Annotated in this window: 29 protein-coding genes; 13 read left to right on the top strand and 16 right to left on the bottom strand. The window is 45.3% G+C overall.

Annotated features, from left to right (window positions below):
* Positions 1-196: 196 nt before the first annotated feature.
* Complete coding sequence (locus OC193_RS05420; RefSeq protein ID WP_048609358.1) at positions 197-430, top strand: hypothetical protein; 234 nt, start codon at positions 197-199, stop codon at positions 428-430.
* Positions 431-614: 184 nt separating this feature from the next.
* Entirely contained in the window at positions 615-911 is a 297-nt protein-coding gene (locus tag OC193_RS05415; RefSeq protein ID WP_048664109.1) for a hypothetical protein, read from the top strand.
* Positions 912-1,010: 99 nt separating this feature from the next.
* Here OC193_RS05415 and OC193_RS05410 read toward each other — a convergent pair whose 3' ends face one another.
* A complete protein-coding gene (locus tag OC193_RS05410; protein WP_048658754.1) occupies positions 1,011-1,967 on the bottom strand; it encodes a glycosyl transferase family protein in 957 nt (318 codons plus the stop codon).
* A 317-nt stretch (positions 1,968-2,284) separates the two neighbouring features.
* Between OC193_RS05410 and OC193_RS05405 the strand changes: the two genes are divergently transcribed.
* The 3 genes from OC193_RS05405 to OC193_RS05395 all read left to right on the top strand — a co-directional run bounded on the left by OC193_RS05405 (position 2,285) and on the right by OC193_RS05395 (position 4,045).
* Complete coding sequence (locus OC193_RS05405) at positions 2,285-2,659, top strand: hypothetical protein (RefSeq protein WP_048664110.1); 375 nt, start codon at positions 2,285-2,287, stop codon at positions 2,657-2,659.
* 89 nt (positions 2,660-2,748) lie between these two features.
* On the top strand, positions 2,749-3,348 hold the full coding sequence (locus OC193_RS05400; protein WP_048664112.1) for a thiol:disulfide interchange protein DsbA/DsbL: 600 nt from the start codon (positions 2,749-2,751) through the stop codon (positions 3,346-3,348).
* Between the two features lie 202 nt (positions 3,349-3,550).
* Positions 3,551-4,045 (top strand): peptidylprolyl isomerase, encoded by a 495-nt coding sequence (locus OC193_RS05395; protein WP_048658268.1) that lies wholly within the window; start codon positions 3,551-3,553, stop codon positions 4,043-4,045.
* Between the two features lie 130 nt (positions 4,046-4,175).
* Here the strand turns inward: OC193_RS05395 and OC193_RS05390 are convergent, their stop codons facing one another.
* On the bottom strand, positions 4,176-4,598 hold the full coding sequence (locus OC193_RS05390; RefSeq protein ID WP_048658267.1) for a c-type cytochrome: 423 nt from the start codon (positions 4,596-4,598) through the stop codon (positions 4,176-4,178).
* A gap of 152 nt (positions 4,599-4,750) precedes the next feature.
* Here OC193_RS05390 and OC193_RS05385 point away from each other — a divergent pair, with 152 nt between their 5' ends.
* Both OC193_RS05385 and OC193_RS05380 read left to right on the top strand, forming a co-directional pair.
* Positions 4,751-5,392: a cytochrome b/b6 domain-containing protein gene (locus tag OC193_RS05385; protein WP_048664118.1), complete on the top strand. Its 642-nt coding sequence runs from the start codon at positions 4,751-4,753 to the stop codon at positions 5,390-5,392.
* 17 nt (positions 5,393-5,409) lie between these two features.
* Positions 5,410-5,838 (top strand): MarR family winged helix-turn-helix transcriptional regulator, encoded by a 429-nt coding sequence (locus OC193_RS05380; RefSeq protein WP_048664119.1) that lies wholly within the window; start codon positions 5,410-5,412, stop codon positions 5,836-5,838.
* A gap of 72 nt (positions 5,839-5,910) precedes the next feature.
* On the opposite strand, the gene OC193_RS05375 is transcribed toward OC193_RS05380, so the two are convergent.
* From OC193_RS05375 to OC193_RS05360, 4 genes are all read right to left on the bottom strand, one after another.
* Entirely contained in the window at positions 5,911-6,777 is an 867-nt protein-coding gene (locus tag OC193_RS05375; RefSeq protein ID WP_048664120.1) for a DMT family transporter, read from the bottom strand.
* Between the two features lie 109 nt (positions 6,778-6,886).
* Complete coding sequence (locus OC193_RS05370; RefSeq protein ID WP_048664122.1) at positions 6,887-7,984, bottom strand: alkene reductase; 1,098 nt, start codon at positions 7,982-7,984, stop codon at positions 6,887-6,889.
* A 14-nt stretch (positions 7,985-7,998) separates the two neighbouring features.
* Positions 7,999-8,376, bottom strand: coding sequence for a lactoylglutathione lyase (gene gloA / locus OC193_RS05365; RefSeq protein ID WP_048664124.1), 378 nt, complete (start codon positions 8,374-8,376; stop codon positions 7,999-8,001).
* A 203-nt stretch (positions 8,377-8,579) separates the two neighbouring features.
* Positions 8,580-9,515 carry a LysR family transcriptional regulator gene (locus tag OC193_RS05360; RefSeq protein WP_048664126.1) on the bottom strand — a complete coding sequence of 312 codons (936 nt, stop codon included), beginning with the start codon at positions 9,513-9,515 and terminating at the stop codon, positions 8,580-8,582.
* Between the two features lie 774 nt (positions 9,516-10,289).
* Between OC193_RS05360 and OC193_RS05355 the strand changes: the two genes are divergently transcribed.
* Together OC193_RS05355 and OC193_RS05350 are read left to right on the top strand one after the other, a co-directional pair.
* Positions 10,290-10,910: a hypothetical protein gene (locus tag OC193_RS05355; protein ID WP_048658257.1), complete on the top strand. Its 621-nt coding sequence runs from the start codon at positions 10,290-10,292 to the stop codon at positions 10,908-10,910.
* A complete protein-coding gene (locus tag OC193_RS05350) occupies positions 10,910-11,899 on the top strand; it encodes an efflux RND transporter periplasmic adaptor subunit (RefSeq protein WP_048658256.1) in 990 nt (329 codons plus the stop codon). Before OC193_RS05355 ends, OC193_RS05350 begins: the two co-directional genes overlap by 1 nt.
* A gap of 107 nt (positions 11,900-12,006) precedes the next feature.
* On the opposite strand, the gene cyoE is transcribed toward OC193_RS05350, so the two are convergent.
* The 7 genes from cyoE to OC193_RS05315 form a co-directional block, all read right to left on the bottom strand.
* Positions 12,007-12,876: a heme o synthase gene (cyoE, locus tag OC193_RS05345; protein ID WP_048664128.1), complete on the bottom strand. Its 870-nt coding sequence runs from the start codon at positions 12,874-12,876 to the stop codon at positions 12,007-12,009.
* A gap of 8 nt (positions 12,877-12,884) precedes the next feature.
* Positions 12,885-13,196 (bottom strand): cytochrome o ubiquinol oxidase subunit IV, encoded by a 312-nt coding sequence (gene cyoD / locus OC193_RS05340; RefSeq protein ID WP_010439794.1) that lies wholly within the window; start codon positions 13,194-13,196, stop codon positions 12,885-12,887.
* Positions 13,196-13,813, bottom strand: a complete 618-nt coding sequence (gene cyoC, locus OC193_RS05335; protein WP_010439790.1) for a cytochrome o ubiquinol oxidase subunit III — start codon at positions 13,811-13,813, stop codon at positions 13,196-13,198. The genes cyoD and cyoC overlap by 1 nt, the downstream gene beginning before the upstream one ends.
* On the bottom strand, positions 13,803-15,881 hold the full coding sequence (cyoB, locus tag OC193_RS05330) for a cytochrome o ubiquinol oxidase subunit I (protein WP_048664129.1): 2,079 nt from the start codon (positions 15,879-15,881) through the stop codon (positions 13,803-13,805). Before cyoB ends, cyoC begins: the two co-directional genes overlap by 11 nt.
* Before the next feature lie 5 nt (positions 15,882-15,886).
* Positions 15,887-16,783 (bottom strand): ubiquinol oxidase subunit II, encoded by an 897-nt coding sequence (gene cyoA / locus OC193_RS05325; protein ID WP_080967338.1) that lies wholly within the window; start codon positions 16,781-16,783, stop codon positions 15,887-15,889.
* Between the two features lie 727 nt (positions 16,784-17,510).
* Positions 17,511-20,609 carry an efflux RND transporter permease subunit gene (locus OC193_RS05320; RefSeq protein WP_048664133.1) on the bottom strand — a complete coding sequence of 1,033 codons (3,099 nt, stop codon included), beginning with the start codon at positions 20,607-20,609 and terminating at the stop codon, positions 17,511-17,513.
* 8 nt (positions 20,610-20,617) lie between these two features.
* Complete coding sequence (locus OC193_RS05315) at positions 20,618-21,733, bottom strand: efflux RND transporter periplasmic adaptor subunit (protein WP_048664135.1); 1,116 nt, start codon at positions 21,731-21,733, stop codon at positions 20,618-20,620.
* 200 nt (positions 21,734-21,933) lie between these two features.
* Between OC193_RS05315 and OC193_RS05310 the strand changes: the two genes are divergently transcribed.
* Positions 21,934-22,548, top strand: a complete 615-nt coding sequence (locus OC193_RS05310) for a TetR/AcrR family transcriptional regulator (protein WP_048658252.1) — start codon at positions 21,934-21,936, stop codon at positions 22,546-22,548.
* 42 nt (positions 22,549-22,590) lie between these two features.
* Here OC193_RS05310 and OC193_RS05305 read toward each other — a convergent pair whose 3' ends face one another.
* Positions 22,591-23,487 carry a LysR family transcriptional regulator gene (locus OC193_RS05305; RefSeq protein ID WP_048664137.1) on the bottom strand — a complete coding sequence of 299 codons (897 nt, stop codon included), beginning with the start codon at positions 23,485-23,487 and terminating at the stop codon, positions 22,591-22,593.
* A 161-nt stretch (positions 23,488-23,648) separates the two neighbouring features.
* Between OC193_RS05305 and OC193_RS05300 the strand changes: the two genes are divergently transcribed.
* Both OC193_RS05300 and OC193_RS05295 read left to right on the top strand, forming a co-directional pair.
* Positions 23,649-23,954 carry a monooxygenase gene (locus OC193_RS05300; RefSeq protein WP_048664139.1) on the top strand — a complete coding sequence of 102 codons (306 nt, stop codon included), beginning with the start codon at positions 23,649-23,651 and terminating at the stop codon, positions 23,952-23,954.
* A 48-nt stretch (positions 23,955-24,002) separates the two neighbouring features.
* Entirely contained in the window at positions 24,003-24,377 is a 375-nt protein-coding gene (locus OC193_RS05295) for a hypothetical protein (protein WP_048658249.1), read from the top strand.
* Between the two features lie 98 nt (positions 24,378-24,475).
* Here OC193_RS05295 and OC193_RS05290 read toward each other — a convergent pair whose 3' ends face one another.
* Both OC193_RS05290 and OC193_RS05285 read right to left on the bottom strand, forming a co-directional pair.
* The gene (locus OC193_RS05290; protein ID WP_048658248.1) at positions 24,476-24,994 is read right to left on the bottom strand and encodes a lipocalin family protein; all 519 of its coding nucleotides are present in this window, start codon (positions 24,992-24,994) and stop codon (positions 24,476-24,478) included.
* 148 nt (positions 24,995-25,142) lie between these two features.
* Complete coding sequence (locus tag OC193_RS05285) at positions 25,143-26,105, bottom strand: helix-turn-helix transcriptional regulator (protein WP_048664141.1); 963 nt, start codon at positions 26,103-26,105, stop codon at positions 25,143-25,145.
* 52 nt (positions 26,106-26,157) lie between these two features.
* Here OC193_RS05285 and OC193_RS05280 point away from each other — a divergent pair, with 52 nt between their 5' ends.
* The gene (locus OC193_RS05280; protein WP_048664143.1) at positions 26,158-26,337 is read left to right on the top strand and encodes a hypothetical protein; all 180 of its coding nucleotides are present in this window, start codon (positions 26,158-26,160) and stop codon (positions 26,335-26,337) included.
* The last annotated feature ends 96 nt before the right edge of the window (positions 26,338-26,433 follow it).

Below are 26,433 nucleotides of genomic sequence, written 5' to 3'. Positions count from 1 at the left end.
GCAAAACCTAACAAGACAAAAAAGTGAGACAAACAAAGGGTTGAGCACGTTTTCGAACGCCAGAAAAAAGAAAAAAAAGAGCCCTTACAAAGCCTTACTTTCCCTTGCTTAACCTTACTTAGCCGAACTAGCCTGCGTAAATAAACCCTGTAATCTTCACCGCACTAATAATTAGAAATCCCGATTTAGGAAGTTTATGCAACACGACAACAACATGTACGCGTATGTTTATGCAGGTAACGACGGTACAGAAAACACACTCATCGCCACTATCGATAATCAAGAAAAACCGCTTATTTCAAGCTGCGTTGATGAGATAAAACGCATGTCGTGCTTAGCCATTGACTTAGCAGCAAAACACGACCTAAAAGTGAAGCTGGTGAAATACCAAAGAGAACAAGAGATTGACTTCGGCTTGTTCGTTAAATAGCAGACTCATCACACATGTCTTGACAGTCAAGCTCAACAAGCATTGTCAGCGACGCATGAATACCGTATTTTGTGGCAAGTTCTTGAGTAGGTAATCACATTGACGATGATTACCTGCTTTAACCGATAAGCGCTCGAATTGGACACATCCGTCGCACCGCTTTTCATTGTCCAAACGGTTCACTATGACTTTGCTTCGCTCTCCTCAAACTTTTCTATCTCACTTTATGCCTAAGCTAAAAAGCTACTTTAACGAGTTATTGGATTTCCAATCACGCATTTGGGTGGTTCATATCTTTGAAGACTCTATTACCGATCAGTCGTTTGTGATTAATGAAGATGGATTTAAAGAACCGCTAGAGTGGATGAAGAAACGTGATTACCAAGCGAGAATGCTTGATCGTGTTGATAAAATGAAAATCTCACAGGTGATCGAGATTCAGTTCGAAGACAAAATGCATCGATTGATGCGAGTGAAGTAGCTCTATTGTTTGGGTATTTGCAAAAAGCCCTTTGCTATAAATCAAACATAAAAAAGGCCAGCGCTCGCTGACCTTCTCTGATTGGTTAAACACCATCATCTAACGCGCACAATACTCATGCCACAAGCGCACCGCTTTCTGATATGCCTCAGTTTTATTGTGCGTTTCTGCAAAGAGAATGGCTGTCATGCTGTCGACAACGGTATTTGCCATTAGCGCCATCTCTTCAGCCGACGTACCAAGTACACATTGACTAGGAAGTGGCAGTTCTAAGTTCATCATCTCTTCCCAGTAGAACGACTCGACTTTATCAGGAGAGCTCATCCACACCGTTTGGCTAACTTTAGGATTATATTCCGACTCACCATTCATCCCTTTGAATGAAATCACCGAGTGGGATTTATTGCCAATGACATGCTCAACTTCCGCATGAAGTTGTGGGAAGCCAGGATGGAAACTACCACGCAGACCTAAACGACCACCACCGGGGTTCAATGCTCGAACTACCGTGTTAATTGGTGTTCTTAATCCGTAACGGTGTTTCCAACCGATCATGGTTTGCGCTTCGGGAGCAAAGTTAGCTAGCGGTAAATAAGCAATGCCGTCTTGTTCAAGAATCGACTTAGCATGTTCAGGGTTCTCTGCACTTTGCACACCAACATCTTGCAAATGGCTTTCAACGTGTGTCCTACCGCTCGGTTTGTCCATGTAGCCATGCATTAAGACTTTATAACCACTGTCAGCGAGGATTTTTGCTGCCAGCAAGTTCCAAGGTTTACCACTGGCGTTATCGTTACGCTTACCTGCATAACACGGCCAATCAATATCAGCACCTAAATCTGGCACTCGAGATTGAAACGCTTTTACAAAGCCAGCGATCTCTTCATTGGTTTCATTCTGCACACGAATCAGCATCAGTAGCATAGCCATTTGGTCGTCGCCGACTTCTCCGCTTAAATACTCATCCATGATGCGGTAGGCTTGTTCGAACGATAAAGGCTTACGCCCTCTTTCTCCTCGTCCAACTGTACGAATACACTCTAAAATACTACTCATTGATTGTTTATTCTCTTCCGTTGATATCAATAAAATTCGCATACGTTTTCGATTCTATGATACCCGCAGTCCATTGCAAAGCGATTCAACAGCTGCTCCCTAATTATCAATACACGGATTGAGGTAAAATTAACGAATGCAGCGCACCTTGATAGGTCAAACAAAAATAGAACCCTGGCAAGTTTCATCGGGTTTGATTAGAGATGCTGAAACAAGTCGTGTATTATCGGAACGTTTGCACTTTACCTATTTTACGGTTAGCGGTTGCACAATTTTATTCGCACCAACACACGTTCATATACCAAGACTAAGAATTGATGCCAAAGTTGATTAACAAAATTTGGGTACACGCTTTCATGCTCTTAGCTATGCTAATGGCCACCATTAGTGTGGACAGCATCGCGAGCAGCAATGCTCTGCAAGCCCCCCAAGCTCAATCAACTTCTGCCAATAGCTTATCTTTCTCTGCTTCTAACATCAGTTCTGTAGAGAGCGCCCCAACACCTTTTTCCAGCGTACAATCCAACGTTGAGCACCACTGCTGTGGATCGGTCTGCCTACTGAAAATGCCACCACTTATCGTTTCTGAATCTTTCGAACCGCAGATTGAATCACTGGCACTGATAGAAAAAGAATCTTCGCACAAAGCGATTTTTGCACCACAAGCGCCATACCGCCCCCCTATTTTCTAATCGTTTGTCCCTGTTTGGCAATCTCTGCCACCAAGTTATAACAGCATTTTTGCTGTATCAAATGACATCCGAATTTAGGAAATTAACACATGAAAAAACTATTTAGCCTCTTTACTGCTCTACTCTTAAGCGCTTCAGTAAACGCCGCACAATTTGAAGAAGGCACGCACTACAAAATCCTTGATGTAGCCAAGGCCGACAAGCCTGTCGTTACCGAATTTTTCTCTTTCTACTGCCCACATTGTTACAAGTTTGAAGGGGTCATTAAGTACCTAAAAGCAGACTTACCAAAGTCAGCAAGCTTCCAAAAAGTGCACGTCGCTTTTATGGGTAACAACATGGCAGTGCCAATGGCGAAGGCTTACGCGACCATGGTTGCGCTAGACGCTGAAGAAAGCATGGTTCCTGCCATGTTTGCTCAGATCCATGAGAAGCAACAAACACCAAAAAATGAAGCAGAACTGCGTGACGTTTTCATTGATAACGGTATCAATGCGAAGAAGTTTGATGCGGCATACAACAGCTTTGCAGTGAACTCGATGCAAAAACGTTTCGATAAAGAGTTTGATCAAAGCACACTAACAGGTGTTCCTGGAGTTCTGGTTAACAACAAATACATCGTGAAACCGGATCAAATCAAGAGCTACGAAGAGTACAACCAACTAGTGAATTACCTACTAACGCTCTAAGTCCGTTTTTCATCTCAAAGCCAGTGATTCATCGCTGGCTTTCTTATATATGAAGTCTCCCTAGCCACTCACCATTCCCATAAATCCGCTTGGGAAGCATTGTTAACTGGCATCCTCCACAATTTTTCATATACTGCACTCAAATAAGCTAACCACTGTGCTGTAGCCTTCAAAGTATTAACACTCAAATATTGGGACCTTTATGATCATTCTGACCACAAACTTTGGCGACATTGAAATTGAACTGAACCTTGAAAAAGCGCCAGTAACATCGAAAAACTTCCTTAAATACTGCCAAGATGGCTTCTACGAAGGCACGACATTTCACCGTGTTATTGAAGGTTTCATGATTCAAGGTGGTGGGCACACTATCGACATGACAGAAAAACCAACTCGCGCACCCATCGTCAACGAAGCAAACCGTGGCTTAAAGAACGTGATTGGCTCTGTAGCGATGGCTCGTACTGATGCACCACATTCTGCAACGGCACAGTTCTTCATCAACCTTGATGACAACGATTTCCTCGATCACACCTCAACAACCAACGCAGGCTGGGGTTACGCTGTATTTGGTAAAGTATCGGCAGGTATGGATGTGGTAAACAAGATCGCAGCCGCGCCAACGACCATTCGTTGGGGACATGAAGATGTACCTTGCGAAGATATTGTGATTACTAAAGTCACTGTTCGCGACTAATTCACTCACGTACTTTCCCGCCCCTAGTGCATTCGAATTGATTGCACAAAGAAAAGAAGGCTGCGCGATAGGACTATGGTGGTAAGGGGTCGACTTTACCACCTATATTCAAAGCTCGTTGTTAGAATCGTTACCAACGAGAACGATAAGTACGGTGACATCCTTTGCACGTCTTATTCGCAGAAGTTAACCCTCGCTCTGCACTCAACAAGTCTTGTTCAACACTCGCTTGGTAAACCTCTGCAAAGCCTTGATTCATCTGCAACATCAGTTGGTTAAATTTCTCAGGCTTGCTCCAAACCTCCTTCTTGGCCTTACCTCCTGTATCAGCTTCGGCAAAACTCGCGTTCAAGACATCACCATGTTCCACCAACATTTCACTTAACTCCTCAACCTTTTTCCAATCTGTATTTCGGTTTCCTAATTCTGAAGACACTTGTTTATTGAGTTTTTCAATTGAGCTGAAAGCCTGTTGGCGATTATTCACAGCTTCAGTTGCAGCAATAGCCATTACTGGCGCGGCGATAAGTAAAGCGATAGTCAGTTTTTTCATAGTGTCACTCCTGTTCATTGGTCGGTTGATTTGTTGATCTTTCAATCGGGAATCGATGAGATGCATTTAATTTACACAACAATAGTTGCTTACGCAACTATTGTTGTGTAAATTAACCTCACTTTGAAAAATGACAAGCAGGAAATTGAACAATGAAAATTTGGGATCTACCGACTCGACTGTACCACTGGCTACAAGCCACACTATTCATTGGTCTAGCGGCATCAGGCTTTAGTGGCAATGGCCCACACATTTATCTAGGGCTAGCACTGTTTAGTTTGATTCTTTGGCGCTTGGTCTGGGGAATGATTGGTAGTGATACCAGCCGCTTTTCGCAATTTATGAGCTCACCTCGATCTGCTTGGCTGTACTTACGAGGCCGAGCTCAACCTAAGCCGGGGCATAATCCTCTCGGTGCTTGGATGGTTGTGGGGATGATTACAACCTTATTCGTCCAGTGCATCACTGGCCTCGCGATAGCAGGATTCTTCGACACATTACCGTACTCAGAAGTCATCATCACAGACGCTGTTTTTGACCTACTCGGCACCGGTCATGCTATTGCCGCACATATGTTAATCGCTTTTGTAGCACTGCATTTATTGGCTATCTTGGCCTACAAACTGCGCTCAAAGCCTTTAGTGCTCGCTATGATCACAGGCAAACAAAATCAATCGTTATCTACCGCTCATTTCGGAAATGGCACTCAATTGGCTTTTTCATCAAATAGAAAAGCATTATTGGTGCTAATTGCGTCGGTATTAGTTACGATAGCAATAGTTGTTATGTCATAAGAATTAGGGACTAACGAATGCCAGAAGAGTTTGATAGACAGAATAGTTTTGGATGGATGATCAATGTGATCGCCAACAAAGCGACCAAAGATTTCGATCTTGAGCTAAAGAAACACGGCTTAAGCATCGCATTGTGGCCAACCCTGATGTGTTTATGGGAAGAAGAAGGCGTTACCCAGCGTGATATTGCCGCTAAGTCGAAAGTAGAAAACTCAACGACAACACGAACATTAGATAAATTGGAAAAGCTTGAACTGGTAGAGCGCAGAGCTGATCCACACAGCCGACGCTCTTTTAGAATCTACCTTACAGAGAAAGGTAAAGCACTTGAAGAGGTGTTAATACCCATCCCTGTGAAGTTGAATGAAGAGCTAATGGCAGCACTTGATGCACAAGAGCAGCAACAGATGATCGGTTTACTTAAAAAAATGGTCGCCGCTGTCTAGCTCAATAGCTCAATAGCTCACGCTAAAGTAACCACTTAGAAACTGAATAAGACCCTCGCCCTAAACGAGGGTTTATTTTTTCCGCGACCATTTGATGTAGCAAAACAGCGAAGCAATGATCACCGCTCCACCTATCAGTTTTTGCACCTCGACCGTTTCACCCAACATACTCACACTAAGTAATAGTGTCCATACTGGCTCTAGAATCATGATAAGCGCCGCTACTTCCATGTTCACTGAGTGCTGGCCTACCGTTTGTAATAGGTAGCGAATAGACGTTGCAACAACCGCCGACACGATGAACCAGAACACCAACGTTTTGGTGATTTCAAATTCCGGCTGTGTCGTCATAGACGCAAACGCCAAACCACTGACTCCGACTACGAAAAGCTGAATACAAATCGAAGCAATTGGCTTGATGTTTGTGATCACACGTTTGTTCATCACAAAATGAATCGAGAGCAACATCGACGCTAACAAGAAGTAGATCTGGCTTTGCTCAACGTGCCAACCGTTGGTGAGAGTAAGCAGTAACATACCGAGGATCGCGATAGGAAATGACATCCAGAATGCACGATTTGGCTTAACTCGAAATAGAATCCAAGAGACAAACGGCGCAATGATCATCGCCAAACTCATGATGAAAGCCCCTTCCGACAAACTCTCCGTAACCGAAACAGCAAACACCCACACCTGAAGTGAAGCAGACAAGAGTAAACCGACACCACACAATGACAGGATCTGCTTAAATGACAGCTTGCGAATATGATGAATACAGAATGGCAGTAGAATCAGGCTCGCGACAACAAAACGTACACCAATGAACACAGGTCCCGGCATTTCCATGACCACCAGCTTAGATGCAATCCATCCTACCCCCGCCAGTAAAGTGGCACACAAGAGGTAAAGCTCGCCACGCATCGCTTTTACATTCATCATTTTTATTCGTTCCAATAACAAAAAGCAACCCGAATCTGCAAGGTTGCTTTTTATAAACTCTTAACAGGATCAAGATACTATCTTAATACTCTGTTTCAGACAGCAGTTTTTAGCCTGCGTATTCTGGGTAATCCGTTAAGCCTTTTTCAGCACCGCCAAACAGCGTGTTTGGATCGTGCGGAGCTAGAGGGAAACCATTTTGAATACGAGCTGGTAGGTCTGGGTTTGCTACGAATGGACGACCAAAGCCAACCATATCTGTCACGCCTTCTGCGACCGCTTGTTCGCCACGCTCACTGTCGTATTTACCTGCGTAAATCAGTACTCCTTTAAAAGCTTCACGAACCGCAGTTTTGAACGCTTTTGGCGTTTCAGGCGCATCGTCCCAGTCTACTTCTGCGATGTGCAGGTAAACGATCTTGTATAGGTTTAGGTACGCGGCTGCCGCTGTGTAAGTTTCAACTGGCGTCGCGTCAACTGTGCCATTTAGCGAAGTAAACGGAGCAAGACGAACACCAACACGGTCAGCACCAATCTCTTCAACCATAGCTTCAACCACTTCACCTAAGAAACGCAGGCGGTTTTCAATTGAACCACCGTATTCATCGGTACGGTTGTTTGCTTCAGAATCAATAAATTGGTTAATCAAGTAGCCATTTGCTGCGTGAAGCTCAATGCCATCAAAGCCTGCTTCGATTGCATTAAGGGCTGCTTGGCGATATTGCTCAACCACTTCTTTGATGTCTTCTTTGGTCATTTCACGAGGTTCAACCACGTCAACAAACCCCGGTTCATCAGTGCCGTTATCGATGAAGACTTTCACGTTTTCCGCTTTGATAGCTGAAGACGAAATTGGCTGTTCACCATCGATGTTATCTGGGTGAGTTACACGACCTACATGCCAAAGCTGAGCAAAAATAACGCCGCCTTTTTCATGTACGGCATCGGTTACTTTTTTCCAACCAGCAATTTGCTCGTCAGAGTAGATACCCGGTGTCCAAGCGTAACCCTGACCCAATGGAGAAATCTGTGTGCCTTCTGCGACAATCAAACCCGCAGAAGCGCGTTGAGCGTAGTAAGCCGCCATCATTTCGTTTGCTGAGTTACCAGGTTGCGTTGCACGAGAGCGAGTCATCGGAGGCATAACAATACGGTTTTTTAGTTCGATATTACCAAGTTGAATTGGTTGAAATAGTGCGTTTGTCATTGTCATTTCCTCGATTAACCTAGTTGAATCAGTTCGATTTGGTAGCCGTCTGGGTCAGTGATAAAAGCGATGTGTGTTGAACCACCTTTTACAGGACCCGCTTCACGAGTCACATTGCCACCCAACGATTTAATCTTGTCACATGCCGCGTAAATATCTTCTACACCCAATGCCAAATGGCCAAATGCATTGCCCATTTCGTATTCGTTGGTATCCCAGTTGTAAGTCAGCTCGATGGTTGTGCCACCTTGCTCGTAACCAACAAAAACCAATGTGTAGCGGTAATCGTTATTTACGTGGCGCTCAAGTTCTTTCATACCCAAAACTTTGGTGTAGAACTCAATAGACTTTTCTAAATCAGCAACTCGGATCATTGTGTGTAGGAATTTCATATTTCACCCTTTTTAAGCCCAGCAACCTGAGCCGATATAATCGTGAGCGGAGGTTATCCACTTCTTTGTTAGGGTTAATATACGATTCGACAGCAAATAAATGAAATTATCATAAATTCTCATTGTGATAATTTTTTGTTATGACGTGCCTGATACAGATGGTTTGTTATGGAGATATTTGGCAAACAAAAATAGGGCGACAATCAGAAAGCGGAGCGCCAACTGTTTAGCGATTTAGACATGTCATTAGTCGTATTAATGATCTGCTCTCTGAACCACTTATGTGCCGGGTCGGTGTTCTGCTTTTTCAACCAGATAAGATAATGAGAGATAGGTTGGTAATCGAAAGGCGGTTTGAACAACTGCAAACCAAGACGCTCCTGAAACTGGATCGCCATAGAAAGCGGAGCAACTGTGATGTAATCAGTCTGGCTACACAGCATGAGATTACTGGCCATAGAGCTGCCGTGGATTACAATCTTACGCGAGGATAAGTCTAACGAAGTATAGTGAGTCAAACTTCTTACTTGGCGACGTGTTCTGGCCAAAACCGCATGTTGCTCACTCAGATATTGCGCCTCGGTGATCTCACCTTTGATCCTAGGATGTCCATTTCGGCAAACGATCACAAACTCACTGTCGTAGAGCTTTTCGCTCATCATGCTTGGATGCTCAGGCAACACAATGTCGATCATCAAATCAAACTTCTGAGTTAATAGATCCTCATGGACTTGATCATCACTATCCGGTTGATCATACACCTCAAGAGACAAGCCTTGATTGGGTAACTGAGAAAATCGATCGAGCAACATCCACTTTAAATGCTCGGGAACCGAAGCCACAAACCTGCGCTCCGTGCTCGCTTCATCAAACCCTGCCATACCCTGAAACACGCCGTTGAGCTCGTTTATTGGCGCTTTGATTTGCTCATACAGGCTTTGCGAATACGCGGTAGGCACAACCCCTCGCCCACTACGTACAAACAACTCTTGGCCAATTTCATTTTTCAGTCGGCCGAGCGCAGTGCTGATCGTCGATTGATTGGTATTTAAATGATCGGCAGCCTTACTCAAACTGCCCTGCTCCATCACCGCAGAAAACACAGCCAATAAGTTAAAATTCGGAATGTCATTACTCATGGTTCAGTGCTCATTTAGGCGATAGATTTAATTATCTTATCGTAAAACCGATAGAATGAAACGACAGATGCTCATTGAGGAAACAAAACTGAGAAGGAAGCACCATATGGTAAAGAGCAGAAATGGCAGAACAACTCACTCTTTCGAATAGCTGCCACATTCACCAGGTTGGAATCTAACGCTCTTCGCTGTGCCAGTAACGCTTAATCCATTAAAATCCCACTTAGACTGGTCGGAGTATTCAATATTTCTCACCTGCCTTATTGATACTTTTATAGCCACTTCTATGATCCAGGCTAATTAAATAGACATATTTTATAAGCCGAGTTTGAGCCTGTTCAAATAAACCCACCTCACCTTTAAACAACCACTCAATTCATCGTAATTACGATAATTCAATATCGCAATAATGCGTAGATAGCACCAGTTACACTTCCTATTATTTCGCCAACAAATCAATTCTTAACCTAAACAGAAAACCTAAAAATGTGTAGATGATGGTGTTGCACACATCACGGACGACGGCCTTAAAACCCAATGCAGCAAACGAACCTATCAATGGTAGACGTTACTTAAGAATGATTTCGCCAGGTGTTTTTAACACTCTATTCGCGAGAATGCGTTGTCTACGTGGTCAAAGCGATTTTTAATTGTCATCTAGTACTTTTGACTCCGTAGGTCTATACGGTTACGTGAGTTCAACACCTCTTTCAGATGTCATCTAAAAGTCTTGTACCAAGGCTGCAATTTCTCTCTCCTTATTTAGGTTGAGATATGAAATTTCTTAAAATTGTTCTGCAGAAAGTTGGGGCCGTCGCGATGGTTCTCATCAAATTCTGTCTATTTATGGCACTCATGCTAGCGGGTGCGTGGGCACTGGCTCCAATGGGTAAAATCCACTCCAAAGACATCGATCTTTCTCAGTTCAATAACCACCCGAACGAAATGATGATGAACTTCTTTCAAACCGAGTTCTTCTCTGGCTACCTATTCTCAGTAACGCTCGCTGTTGTTCTTGCTGCGATATATGGCATGTGGCAAGTCCATGAGTTGGGTGTTCATAAAGCAAAAGAACATAAAAGTGCACACGTTCAAATCGTCTTCGCACTCTCTCTTTGTGGCCTATTCATTAGCAAAACCTTCTGGGTTATCGCTTTGGTTATCGCCCTTGCTAACTGGAAACACATTGGTCAGTCGATCAGCGACGTGATTCGTCGTGGTATTCAACCTAAGTCTTCCGAAAATGAGCCTTCTAGTAATGAGGCTGTAAAAACTAAAGGTTCGTCCAAGGCAAGTGATGAACAAAATGTCACTGACGAACAAACAGCAATCGACACACAAGCGACAGAAAAAGCAACGTCTGAGCAGGCACCAACCAAACACGAGGCCGCATAATGAAAGAGATGATGATTCCATACATTCTGATTGTATGGTCCCTATTTGCGACTGGCGCATTAAAGAAGACGATTAAGAACTACACTTGGGCTGCCATTGGCGGTGCTGTGATTCTTGGATTATTGGCTATCGTATCTCGCCTGTGGGCACCGGTTGATATGACCAACTCATCGACAGTGAAAGCACCACATGCAGTGATGTCTCCAATCTTTGGTCAACAGATCGATAAAGTGTTTGTCGACCACAACCAAATGGTGAAAGAAGGCGACATCATCTACACACTCGTTGATATCGATTCTGCCGCAGACAAAGCGAAGATCGAATCTTCTATCGTGCAGAAAGAAGAAGAAATCAAACAGATGACTCGCGACTTAGACCGCGCAGAAACATCGCCAGAGATCTTCAACATGCGTGACGTTGAAAAATACAACTCAGACCTGCGTGTCATGCACGCTGAGCTGACCTCATTAGAAGCCGACTTGCAGAAAGTTAACTGGGCACAAGAGAAAAAAACCATCCGAGCTGAATTTGATGGCCAAGTCTCTATCGTGAACATTGCGGAAGGTTCTGTCATGGGCAACATGCACCTTTACAACACCAGCAAAAAGTTCTTAGAGATGCGTATTTCAGACCAAACGTATGGCTATGTCCAGGTGGGCGATTTCGCTGAGTTTTTTGTAGACGCTTATCCGGGCCACGTGTTCCGAGCAAAGGTACACAGTTTTACCGCGGGTACAGGTGAAGCAAGTATTTCGCCACTTCAAGGACCACAAAGCGTTGGCCAACACGTAGTGCAAAATGGCAATGGCTTAGGCCGTACTATCGTACTCGAGATATTTGAACCAGAAGGTTACAACATCCCGATCGGCGCAGCGGGTTCGGCTTGGATTTCAGCAGAAAAGCCGCATCCATTCTGGGGCTTCATTGACGTGATTGGCGCAGCAACCGTTCGTCTACAATCGTACAAGTCTTACCTAGGCGCTTGGTAAACAAGCTACACGTAAGAGTTGAATAGAAGACAAACAAAAATACCCCGCTCGTCGGGGTATTTATATTATTGGTGCGAACTGCTTGATAGGTTAATCTTGTTCCAACCTTACGAAAAAGGCAGTGGAATCAACTCCAGTCCCAGCACACCACTGATGCTCATTACCACCAGCAGGGACACCTTAAACACGGTCTTTGACCACTGAATGTAGTTGAGGCAATCGACTTTTCGGAACGTCACTTTGGTCCACATAAAGCAAACGGCCGCCGACACCGCTAGGTATTCATAACCCGCTTCTCCGAGCAAAAATAGCCCCAGAGCAACGGCGCCAAACGCTACGACATACGCTTTCATGTGCTGATGTGCTTTGTCGACACCCTCTTTGACCGGTAACACAGGAATGCCTGCATCGCGGTAATCTTGAATACGGAACATCGCAATCGCATACGAGTGTGGCATCTGCCATAAACAGAACATGATGAACAATAGAACGGCTTCTAAGCTCAGGTAGTTCGTGACACCAAGGTAGCCAACCAGTGGCGGTACCGCGCCAGAAATACTGCCGACTAAGGTGCCATAAACGGAATTACGCTTGTACCACATGGTGTAGAAAAAGACGTAAAACACATAGCCAAGCAACACCACAACCGCAGACATCGGATTAACGAATTGAAACAGCAACGCCGTGCCTGCCAACAACATGACTAACGCATAGATAAATGCCACGTCTGTGTTGATGTTACCCTGAACCAATTCACGGTTCTGGGTACGTTTCATTTTCTGGTCAATATCTCGGTCAAAGATGTTGTTCACCACACAACCTGATGCAATCACAAGCCCTACACCCGCTAACGTTGTCAGTAACAACATCGCACTGGCTGGTTCTGTTTTTGCAGCGAGGAAGAACCCCGCCGCAACAGAAATCAGGTTGCCGAAAATGATGCCCGGTTTGGTAATAGACAAATAACTTTTCAGCATACCCTAGCCTACAACTTCATGTTGACGTTCATGTTGTAGATGATCCATACCGAGCCAGCGATAAGAATCAATACAACAATGGCAGTAAACATCAGTGACACCAAGTTCCAACGCCCATCGGAAGATTTCGCTTCCATATGTAAGAAGTACTTAAAGTGCACAAAGATTTGCACCAGCGCACAACCGAACAAGATCACGTAAGTTTCCGTGCTTGGTAGCGCATGTGACCACACAATGTAGAACGGAATAATGGTCAGAATTAGTGACGCGATAAAGCCTTTCACATAATCCGTTGCACCGCTGTCTAGATGCTGTTCCATTACATCACCCCCATTAAGTACACGATGGTAAATACGCAAATCCAAACGATATCAAGGAAATGCCAGAACAGGCTTAAGCACTGGAAACGCATCGACATGTTATCGTTCAAGCCTTTGGTTGAAAGCTGGTGATACGCCACCGCCATCCAAATCAGACCGAACGTTACGTGCAAACCGTGTGTGCCAACCAAGGTAAAGAACGCAGAAAGGAATGCGCTTTCTTGAGGGCCATAGCCTTCTGCAATCAAGTGATGGAACTCATACACTTCCATACAGATAAAGGCTAAACCCAATACGAAAGTGACTTTTATCCATCGCTTAAGTCCGGTAACGTCTTTACGCTTCATTGCAATCATGCCAAAGCCAAAGGTGATACTACTGAACAACAGCATCATGGTTTCGACAAACACGAACGGCAGTTCAAAGATGTCTTTGCCTGTCGGCCCTGCAATTGATCCACTCTCAAGCACGGCATAAGTCGCGAAAAGCGTGGCAAACAGGACACAGTCACTCATCAAGTAAACCCAGAAGCCAAACAGCTTGTTGCCCGCAGCTTCGTGGTGATGATCATGCGAGTGTGCAAGATCATAAGTGTGTGACGGAGTATTAGCTTGCATACGTCGTCTCCAAGTCATCTTTATTGTTGTTATCACTGTCACCGTCAGCGCTGTTACCACGACCAGAGTTGTCGCCTTTCACTGACTGTTTCTTCGCTTCTTCAAGCTGTGCACGTCGAGCCGCTTCAATCGCTTTGATCTCTTCAACTTCCACGTAGTAGTCCACATCGTCGTTGTAGCTGTGTTGAATACACGTCACCACGATACCCACTAAGCTTGCAGCTGCTAGCCACCAGATGTACCAGATCATTGCGAAGCCAAATGCCAACGCCCATGCAGACACATAAATACCTGTCGGTGTGTTCTTCGGCATGTGAATACGTTCGTATTCTTCTTCCTGAGTCGGGTCAAACTCACCACTTTGCTTTTGATACCAGAACGAATCGATCTCATCGCCCTTAGGCAGTTTTGCAAAGTTGTAGAACGGCGGTGGTGAAGACGTTGCCCATTCGAATGTGCGTCCGCCCCACGGGTCACCGGTTAGATCTCGGTTTTGGTCGCGGTCACGAACACTCACGTAAATCTGAACGAACTGACACACCACACCCATCGCAATTACGCCTGTACCTGCAGCCGCAACCGCCAGTAGAGGGAAGAACTCAGGGTTGATGTCTTGGCTCAAACGACGCGTCATGCCCATAAAGCCCAGAGCGTAAAGCGGCAAGAACGCCATCAAGAAACCGATGATCCAGCAGTAGAATGCGCGTTTGCCCCAAAGCTCGTTCAGAGTGAAACCGGTCGCTTTCGGGAACCAGTAACCAATCGCAGCAAAACAACCGAAGACAACGCCACCAATGATTACGTTGTGGAAGTGCGCAATCAGGAATACCGAGTTATGCAGAATGAAATCTGCGCCCGGTACCGCCATCAACACGCCCGTCATACCACCAACGGTAAAGGTGATTAGGAAACCGACCGTCCACATCATTGGCGTGGTAAAGCGGATGCGTCCTTTGTACATGGTGAATAGCCAGTTGAAGATCTTAACCCCGGTTGGGATAGAGATAATCATGGTCGCGATGCCGAAGAAGGCATTCACATTGGCGCCAGAACCCATGGTAAAGAAGTGATGTAGCCAAACCACAAACGCTAAAATAGTGATCGCTACCGTCGCCCATACCAGCGAGGTATAACCAAACAGTTTTTTACGAGAGAAGGTTGCAGTCACTTCAGAGAACACACCGAAGATAGGCAAGATCAGGATGTACACTTCAGGGTGTCCCCATGCCCAAATCAGGTTCACATACATCATCACGTTGCCACCAAGGTCATTGGTGAAGAAGTGCGTGCCGATGTATCTATCCAAAGTCAGTAGCGCGATGGTGACCGTTAGGATTGGGAAAGAGATGATGATCAGGATGTTGGCACACAGAGACGCCCACGTGAATACTGGCATCTTCATCATTGGCATAGACGGAGTACGCATGCGCAAAATAGTCGCGAAGAAGTTCACACCCGTTAATGTGGTACCCACACCGGATATTTGCAGCGCCCATATCCAATAATCGACCCCGACTCCCGGGCTGGCCTCAATGCCAGAAAGCGGCGGATACGCCAACCAACCCGTACGGCCAAATTCACCTAAGCCCAGTGACATGTTGGTTAGGATGATACCCACCACAAACAGCCAGAAGCTCAGGTTATTCAGATAAGGGAACGCAACATCACGAGCACCAATTTGCAGCGGCACAATGATGTTCATCAAACCGATAACCAAAGGCATCGCGACGAAGAAAATCATGATCACGCCGTGAGCCGTGAAGATCTGGTCATAGTGATGTGGCGGTAAGTAGCCGGTCTCACCCGCTGCAGAAAGCAATTGCTGACTACGCATCATGACGGCATCGGCAAAGCCACGAACTAACATCACCATCGCGACCGCAATGTACATGAAGCCCAATTTTTTGTGGTCTACAGAAGTAAACCATTCATTCCAAAGGTATTGCCACTTACCGGCTTTTGTTACCGCATACACCACTAAACCACCCACTAAAGCGATCATGGTTAACGTGAACAAAATAATGGGTTCGTGGTAGGGAATTGAGTCTAGAGTTAATCTTCCAAACATGACGATTATCCTTGGGTTTCCGGCAAACAGTTCATTGAACCAGGGTGCTGGGTCACGACATCAGTGAATAAAAATGGTGGGATACTGGAGAACAGAGTCACAGGCTCAGCGATACTTGGCGCAGCCAATAAACGGAACTGCTCCCAATCTTCAATACGGTCTGGGCTAGCTTTCACTTTTTCCACCCAGTTTAGAAACGCCACTTGATCAGCCATGGCTGATGCGGTGAATTTCATTTGAGAGAACCCTTTACCACTGTAGTTCGATGCAAAACCTTTGAAGTCACCTTCATGATTAGCAATCAAGTTCAACTTGGTCACCATTCCCGGCATCGCGTAGATCTGCGAACCAAGACGCGGAATAAAGAACGCGTTCATGATGTTGTCTGAAGTCAACTTAAACGTCACCGGTACATCTTTCGGGAACGCAACATAGTTAACCGTCGCAATATTTTGCTCCGGATAGATGAACAGCCATTTCCAGTCCAAAGAGACCACTTCGATCACCATAGGTTGCACATCACTTTCCAGAGGTTTGGAGGGCTCCAGTTCGTGTGTTGTTCGCCAAGTGATGGTGGCCAGAATCGCGATGATGATGATTGGAATCGTCCATACCACCACTTCGATCTTGGTTGAGTGCGCCCAGTCAGGTGCATACTCTTCTGTGGTATTACTTTCGCGGTATCTATAGGCAAAGTAGATGGTCATCAAAATCACGGGGATGACGACAATCAGCATCAGCAACAGAGCCGTAATAATCAGCTCCTTTTCCTGAACGCCAACGCTACCTTTTGGGTCGAGCAATGCGGAGTTACATCCTTCGAGCATCAGGACGGTTCCCACCAAACCAATCCTCGACAGATTTGCTCTCGATAAAATGCGTTTATATCTTGAAGCTTCCATTAACTTTCTCGATGGTTATCCAGCCTCAGAACGAACGCCCGAGTACTGGTTGTCATGGTCATTAGAATATTTATGTGTTGAGCATGTGAAACGACGCATCTCAAAGCGAAACTGAATTAAGTCCATCTCAGCACAGTTAAAACTGCCGAATTAAAACGACAACACTACGCAGCCGAAACATTGCCGCACGGTTAAAACCACACAAAAAATATGACTTAATTGTTACACTTTGAAATACATTGTTACATTTGGCGCATTATGAGGAGTTGAAATTGAAAGCTCACCAAGCAAACTTGGAAACTAACCTTCCAGTTATGAAAGTGAGATATGGAAAATTGATGCAATTCAGACGCACGATATAGGCGTGCCACATGAGTCGAGCCATGTGGGCAAAAGGATTAAGGGGAAACGGGAGAGAGAAAAGTAAACAAGCAGTAGAAACAACAATGTTGGATTACATTAGAAAGAGCGAATTAAACAAAGTGTGACAGCTATCAAGTTTATGAATTCACATACGATTTCAAAGGTATTTACAAAAGACATCACTAGAGACAACAACCCATTAGATATTCGAATGACACGTTGGTTTTCATGATAATCATGTCAGTTATGAGCAGCAGAAAACGGCCAAAGATGAAGATAAAAAGCCGATTTTTGGGGTATTAAGATATGTTTTAAGCGGGTATTACTCCCCTCAAGGGAGAGGAGTAATAGTCATTAAGAGAGATTAGGCTGTTGGAGTCACGACTTTCTTGCGCTGATTTTTAGTCATCAAGTGATAAACCACTGGTACAAAGTAGAACGAGATAAGTGTGGTTAATACGGTACCGCCAACAATCGCGACCGCGAACGGAGGCCAGAAACCACCACCAGCAATGATCAGTGGCATAAAGCCGCCAACAGTCGTGATCGTTGTCGAGCTGATATGACGAGTACACGACATCACAGCTTCTACCACCGCATCCACATTGCCTGATGAAGCTTGTTCATCGAGTTTCAATTCCGTCAGAATCACAATGGCGGCGTTAATCGCTAAGCCCGCGATCCCGAGCATGGCGATGATAACGGTAAAACCAAATGGATAACCGAAGATCCACACCGACAGCAACCCTAATCCACCTGCCAATCCTGCTACCATGAAGATGATGCTACTCATTCGGAATGAGTTGAACGACATCACCACCACCAACACCATCAATACCACCACGACTGCGACATTCGAAATCAGACTGTTGACTGAATTGTCTCGTTCAGCCGATTCGCCACCAAAACCAATCGTGTAACCTGATGGCATCTCATAGCTTTCAAGTCGTTTTTGGAACTCATTAAGGACGGTTTGAGGCAAGACCCCTGCTTCAATGTAACCCTCGATGGTATTCACACGCTGCCCGTTACGACGAGTAATCGCACCACGACTGGTGGTCAGTTCAAGCTCAGCCAGAGTCGAAACATTAATCCCTGTGGAATAGACATCAGAACTGATCGGCAAACGGATATTACTCAGATGCGCTAAGTTTTCACGCGCATCATCCGCAACACGAACACGAATCGGCACCGATTCACTGCCCTCAATTACCGAACCGCTTTCACGACCTGTCAGCGTGGTTTGCAGCATACCTGCGAACTGGTTCAATGAAATACCGTTGAGCTTTGCGGTGTCTTCATCAACCTTCAACCACACCTTAGGCGTACCCGGCTGCAATGTTTCTCTTGTGTGAGTCACATGAGGAACACCCGCCAGAATCAGGCGAACATCTTCACCAATCATTTTCAGTGTATCGAGGTTTTCACCATAAACACGCAGCTCCACTGGCGCCGTAAATGGAGGCCCTTGGTTAAGCTTTCGTACCAAGATTTGTGCTTCCGGCACCTCATTATCCAACACCTTTTGCAGCTCAGGAATTAGCGCATTGGCTTGGTCAAAGTTCTCTGTTTTCACCATAGCTTGCGAGAAGTACGGCGCGTTGTTTTGCCTTGCCTGCAAGTTGTAATAGAAAGATGGGAAGTTAGCGCCCACCAGCCAATCGATACGTTCCACTTCTGGATAGCGATGAATGATGTCGTCGATTTTTTCAGAGGTGTTTTTAGTGGCGTAAATGCTAGCTTGAGGCGGCATGTAAACCTGAATCTCAAACATGTCTCGGTCTGATGGCGGGAAGAATTGCTCAGTCAGCTGAGACATACTCCAGTAGCCAGTAAACGGAACCAACAACACCAAAGCAATAGTGATGATTGGATGCGTGACACCAAAGCGGACAGAAGATGAAAACCAACGTGTTAAAGCAGGAATTCTTAAGCCCGTCATATACCAATGGTGCTGCCCTTTCTTATCAACGTCGCTGAGTTGTTTCGGCAATAGCTTGGTCGCCAAGCCTGCGATTAAGGTGTGCGAGATAATATAAGAACCGATCAATGAGAAAGACACAGTAATCGCAATGCCACCCACAAATTCACCCGATGCACCCGGCATTAGAATGATTGGTGCAAACGCCAATACCGTGGTCAATGTCGACCCCAGTAACGGCACCCATAAATGTTTCAACGCATTCATGGTTGCTTCTGCTCGTTGTTGTCCTTTCAGGCGGTAAGCTTGAATGGTATCGACCATCACCACCGCGTTATCCACCATGATCCCGAGCGCTACGATTAAGCCCGTCACCGACATCTGGTTGATTGGCACGCCCGTCATTTTCATGATCGACAACGTAAGCAGTGAAGTTAATGGCAACGAAATCGCCACCAATATTGCAGCACGCACACCCAAGGTCACGAACAATACGATCAAGATAAGCCCAAAACCGATCATCAAGCTCTTACCTAAATCGTCTAAGCGGGTTTCGGTATAACCTTGCTGGTTGAACAACACAGTGATATCGATATTGCTGGGCAGCTCCTGTTGGAATTTCTCAATCAGTGCGTTGGCTCGTGATGTCCAGTTATCGACTCGGAGATCAGGGTGCATTCTTGCTGCGACAATCACACCCGGCTCACCATCAATAATGGCAATCTGATCTTGTGGGGTTTTCTCACCCCGCTTCACCGAGGCAATGTCTTCCATTCGGATGATATGACCATTGCTATCAGTCGCGATTGGTACTTGTTTAATACGTTCAATGGAATCCAGTTCAGACTGGATTTCTAAGCCGAAACGAGAATAGGCACTGACCAATTCACCTGCCGAGTTCTTAGCGTCTGCCCCCTCCAAAGATTCCGCAATATTGGCACTGGAACGACCGAGCGCTGCGGCATCGGCGGTGCGCAAGCTGATTTGAATCTCTTCTTGCGGCATCCCATATTCATCAACGAATTCAGTGCCCGACAAGGTTCTTAATCGTTTGGCTAACTCTTTGGCATAGCGACCAAGCGTTAATCGGTCAGGCTCACCGGCACCAGACCAAGTCAGCGCAGTAATCGTGGTAAAAGCGTAGGTGTGGTCACTGTCGAGATCGGGAGAATGAGAACCCGAAGGTAAAATGGATTCGATGTCAGACAGTTTGTCACGCGCTTGAGACCAAACCGGCTCTGGCTCGGTGATGGTGTCATTAAGTTCTAACGTGACAATCGACACGCCCGGCCTTGAGGTTGAGCTCACCAGTTTAACTTCACTCAGCTCACGCAGCTTATTCTCGATCACCTCAGTAACTAAGGTTTCAACTCGTTCGGCACTGGCACCGGGGAAACTGGTGGTAATGTTCGCGTAACGGTTGATGATCACCGGATCTTCTGCACGCGGCAACGTCATGAACGCAGAAATACCACTCACCATGAGCAGTGCCGTCATTAAGATAAGCAGTCGAGTGTTGGAAATAGTCTCTATGATTTTCATACTATTTCCTATTCAGCAGTAACGCTGGCTGGCTTCACGGTTTGACCTGGAACCAAGCGATGTAGACCACTCGCGATCACCTGCTCGCCTTCGGTAATGGCACCGCTGACATACGCTTGTTGGTTATTAGCAAACAGAACCTGAACACTTCGGCGCTCTACTTTATTGTCTTCTCCCACCACGAAGATGTTCCACACACCACGTAATCCATCAATTAAACCGGTTAACGGCACCCAATAACCTTGGTCATCGATTTGCTCGTCAAACTTAAGGTAAGCAAGTTGACCCTCTAAAACAGACGCTTGCTCAGGGAAAAGGTAACGTAAACCGACACTGCGGGATTGCGTGTCCACCATTGCGCCCGGATTCAGCAGCGTCACTGCGAAATCATCTCGCCCGACACGAATACTTGGCTTAGAAAGCGAGGTCACTTTTTGCATTTGATGAGCTGGAATACCGATAAAAGCTTCTTTGCCTTCTGAAGCAAGCAGCGTCAGAGTAGGATTACCGACATTCACCACATCACCCAACGACACAAAACGCGTTGCGATAGTGCCTGAATAAGGCGCACGAACCGTCGACTTAACCAACTTCAATTCATTGCCTTTTACCGAAGCATCAATACGCAGTAAGTTCGCCTGCAACACGCGCTGCTCACTGGTTAACGAATCAATTTCCGCCTCAGCACTGAAGCCCTTTGCTTTCAATGAGCGCTGACGCTTTAAGTTCGCGGCCACAAGACTCAGTTGAGCTTTCACTTCTTCGGCTTGTGCTTTCAATTGGCTAGATTCAGTCTGCAGCAGTTGAGTGTCTAATCGAATCAGGGGTTGTCCTTCGGTTACTGTGTCACCGACATCCACTAAAATCGCATTTACTTTTCCGGCCAACTCGAAACCTAAATTGGCCTGCTGACCCGCCTTAACCACACCCACATATTCACGCTGCACTGCATAAGAGGAAGACAGCGCCAAGGCCATCGTTTCTACAGTTAAAATGGTTTGGACGCTCGAAGCCGCTTCAGCGGTTGAATCAACCGAATCTTGGGCTTGTTCCTTTTCGCCACATCCAACAAGAAAAGCCGACAACGCCACTGCCACAGCGCTTCCCTTCATCAATTTATACATACGTACTGTTCCTATGCGGTACTCAGTTATGTTCTTTTTTTAGACTAACCAAATCAAACTAGACTGTCTAGTTTGATTGTGTTAAAAATAAGTTTCATCGTTAATGATTGATAAAACCATCACAAAAAGCATAATGCTTAGCGTAAAACGAGACACATAGAACTGAGCAACACCAAGTACCAAGCAATGAGAAACAGCACGTGACTAAAATCATCAAGAGTGAACAGAAGAGATCGCAGATCCTAACCGCAGCAAGCCAGCTTTTCTCTGAGCATGGCTTCAAGATCAATATGGATCAGATAGCGAAAGCGGCGAACGTTTCCAAGCAAACGGTCTACTCTCACTTTAAAAATAAAGACGAACTTTTCGAAACCTGCATGCAAACCAAGTGTACAGAGCGCGAACTTAGCCCTGCTGCCTTTGATATGAATGCGGCGGTGGGTGATGAGTTGGTGAAATTTGGTGTGAAGTTTCAGGATTTGTTACTTGATGAACAGTCTCGACAAACCTTTCAGAACGCGGTGAGTCAATCCAACACGCACCCAGAAATTGCCTCTATTTATTTAGAAACAGGGCCACAGAAGACCACTAAGTTACTCGCTGATTACTTGCAGACAAAGATAGAGTCTGGCGACTTAACGCTCTCTTCTACAAGCTCGCCAATCATAGCGGCACGTCAACTGTTGCTGATGTTTCATGGTAAGTCGGCGTATTGGTCGTTCTTCGGCCACGATAGCGGCGAGTCAGAAGAAGAAAGGCTTCACTACACTCGTGAATGTGTCGCGCTATTCTTGAACGGCAACCAGCCTCGTTAATAGCTCATAACTCATAGTTAATAGTTAAGTTTCTCATAGCACTTAGTTCGCATTCTGGGCTGATTCAAGAAGCAGTTCGTAGAAACGTTTTGCGGCTGGGCCTGTCTTCGCACCTTTCGGCAGAGTCAGATGCAGCGGCACTTGATAGCCACTGCCATTTTCCACGTTCAACACAGTGAGCTTGTCACTTCCTCGGCTATCGACAATATGTTTAGGTAGCCTGCAATACCCTACACCCTGCTCTACCGCTCCAAAGGCGTGGTCAAAATTATCGACCGTAATACGCTGGCTCGACTTCAACCAACCCACATCCTTTTTCTCGCCCAGTTTTTCAACCGAGCCTAAATCTCTCACCACTATTTGTGGTAGCGACGACAACTGGTTGAGCGATATGGATGACACGTTAGCCAACGGGTGCGAGCTTGCTACAACAGGCTCCATCTTAGTGAATCCAAAAGCTTCGGCCGAGTAATTGGTAATAGGCAGGTTAATGATGGCAACATCGGCACGTTCTTGAGTGACCATTTCGGTGGTCTTCGAGAGTGATGTTTCTACCACTTGTATTGAGGTGGTGTTGTTCTCTGCCATAAACGCAGCCATCGGCTTATAAAGGCGCTCAAGGCAGCATAGGTGATCAACCGCAACTACAATTTCAGACTCCATCCCCTTTGCTAACTGCTCACTGATCAGCTCAAGCTCTCGCGCTTGTTCCAGCATGCTGCTCGCCCTACGCAACAAGGCTTTGCCATCTTCCGATAACACAGCCCTTCGGCCTTCAACCTGAACCAAAGGCACACCCAATTGATCTTCCAGTTTTCTCAACGCATAAATCAACGTGGTGTGGCTCTTATTCAATTGCAATGCCGCCGCCTGAATGCTGCCAGCGCGGTCTATCTCATAGAGTGTTTGCCATTGGTCTAGGGTAGTCTTCAATCTCATCGGTCTAAAATCCTGACAGTTAATGGCAATATTATGAACTTTTCTGTCTGTTTTTTACAGGTAATATAAATCTCAACAACAAACGAGAATGGCTTGTTTGTCTTAAACACCTATTTTTAAGCGGATTTTGTTAAACGGAATTTGCTAAACGGAGAAGCACCATGAAACTACTACAAGTTGATTTTGAATTTAACGGCCCTTTCGGTGAAGAAATGTCGAACGCACTCATAGACCTAGCTAAGTCCATCAACAACGAGCCGGGCATGATCTGGAAAATCTGGACAGAAAACCAAGCCGAAAAACTAGGCGGTGGTGTCTACCTTTTTGAAGATCAGCTCAGTGCTGAGGCTTACTTAGCTATGCATTCCGCTCGCTTGAAAGAGATGGGCGTAGATGAAGTTCGCGGCGTGATTTTTGACGTGAACCAGCCATTAACTACCATTAACAAAGGCCCAATCAACGGCTAATGGAATGAATAAAGAATTAGTGAAAGGCACGAGATAGAGAGATAACAGATGAACAATAAAACGTTTTTAAGCCTACACGGCATCATTTACGCAGGTTTTGCCTTCGCGTTGTTTTTCCTACCGACGGTCATGTGGCCTATGTACGGCGTGGAAATTAATGACAAGTACGCTTATTTTCTATCTCAACACACCAGTATCTTCCTTGGTGGTATTGCAGCGATAACATGGTTACTGCGAGATATTGAAGCGGGAATCAGTGCTAAAAAACTCATCCAAGGCTTGGTTGTCACCAATATGCTAGGTGCGATCATCACACTGTATGCCGCTTTCACCGGTATATTTGTTGGCTTTGGCTGGAGCGACCCTGCGTTCTTCCTTTCACTTTCAGTGATCAGTGTTTTGCAGGTTCGTAAGCAAGCATAAACGGTTATTCAATTCAGATAGCACAAACAAAAAAGGCTCAGATGAATTGGTCATCTGTGCCTTTTGCTCAATCGACTGTCGTTAACCTAGCACCCTGCTTATTGGCTGTGCTCCACATAAATCAATTCATCGGTATTGAAGCCGCGCTCTTTAGACATCGCTTTGAACTTCTCCATGACCTCAGACGAGACTTCTGGGGTTCGAGAAAGCAGCCATAAGTAATCGGTGTCTGGGCCAGAAACAAACGCGTATTGGTAGTTCTCTTTATCCAACTCAAACACCACATAAGCACCATAGAATGGGCCAAAGAATGACACCTTCAGATACCCCTGATCGCTGCCTTCGACAAAATAGGCTTTGCCTTCCGCTTCGTTCCATTCGCCATCTTCATCCGAATAACCGCGGTTAATCACCTTCACGCCACCATCATCACGCAGGCTGTATTCGGCACTGATGCTATTGAGGCCGCGCTCAAACGAATGGTCTAAACGAGCCACTTCGTACCATTTTCCTAAGTATCTATCCAATTCAAACTGTTGAACGGGCTTTACTGTTTCAGGCATTCCGACACACCCACCCAATAAGATGACACTCAGCAGCAATAATATTTTCTTCATCCTAACCTCGACTTGTTTTCATAGTAATTCGAGTAAGTCATGTGAGAGCCTAACTTACATCCTTGGTAATACGTTAAATCCGTTTATATGGTTCATATAACAGTAAATTATTCAGAAGCTTATGGGAATTGTTTCGTTGGTGAATGAATCAGTAATGCTTCATAGCCGCACGGTATTGAGTCGGTGTCACCTGCTTATAGGATTTAAACTGGCGATTGAAATTAGCTTGGTTGTCGTAACCCACTTTCTCCAAAATCAAATTCACGGGCAGTGAAGTGTTAATCAACAAATCACAAGCCACATTGAGCCTAATTTTCTTCAATCGCTGGCTAAAACTCTCATTGTAGTGTTTTTGAAATAACCGCCTGACACTACTCTCACTGATGTATAAGTGACTGGTTAAATCGTTAACTGAGATATCTCGGATAAAGTTATTCACCAAGAAGGCTTCAATCTTATCCAGCTTATCGCTGACCTCATCTTCGTCTCCCGCATTAAAGACAGGGTTAATCAACTGAACTACGTCTTGGTCATCAAGCAATAACGCAAACAAAGAAAACAAGGTAAGCAGTTGTTGGTGTGGCGACTGGTCGATCACCTTGTTCAACAATTCCGTCGCTTTCTCTGCGGTAGCGGGCGAAAACTGCAGACCTTTCTTTGAGTCCTCCAACAAAGCACGCATCGGTTCGAGCTCGCGGCAACACGCTATCAATTGCTCTATCCAATCTTTGCGAAACCAAACCACGTGGGTTTCACAGATTCGCGATTCATCCGCGTTCTCTTCAGAATAAATAGCATGAGGCAAATCTGGTCCCACCAAAATCATGTGGTTGTGGAACACATCGCTTTGATGGTGCCCAATAAAACTATGGCCAGCAAAGTGACGATGTATCGCTATCTCGTACTCTTCATGTCGGTGCCAACCATAGCTTTTACTGTTCTCGACAATTTTCTTATAGCGCCATGATGTGCCAATTCGTTGTGGCACTTTTTCCAAGTAACCTTTCATTGCGATGCTCAGTGACTTTTTAATATTGAAAGTATACGCATCAAACCATTCAAATGAGTACATTGACTGAAAAGTATTGAATATTGCGCTAGGAATACTCATCCGGTTGTCACCGCTAAATATACTGCAAGTGAACTTAACCAGGAGAGCAACTATGGACACTTTATTATTAAAAATTCGCGATATGATTCTTGCCACTCGTCAGCAGTGGATAGGCGAGATCACCTACAATCACAACATTAAAGGTGAGAACACTTGGAAGCTTTATGGCTATAACTCTCATGAAGAATACAAAAAAGATCTGCGTAACAGCATAAGACACGAGTCTAAATGAAAGGCTTGCTCAAACGACAGCTTGTTGATTAATTGCAGTTTTTATTTGTCATTCATGTAGAGTTTCACACTGACCGCTCGCTTTCTATACTTACTA

The sequence above is a fragment of the Vibrio crassostreae genome (assembly GCF_024347415.1).
Taxonomy (GTDB): domain Bacteria; phylum Pseudomonadota; class Gammaproteobacteria; order Enterobacterales; family Vibrionaceae; genus Vibrio; species Vibrio crassostreae.
This window is presented reverse-complemented; position numbering and strand designations above follow the sequence as displayed.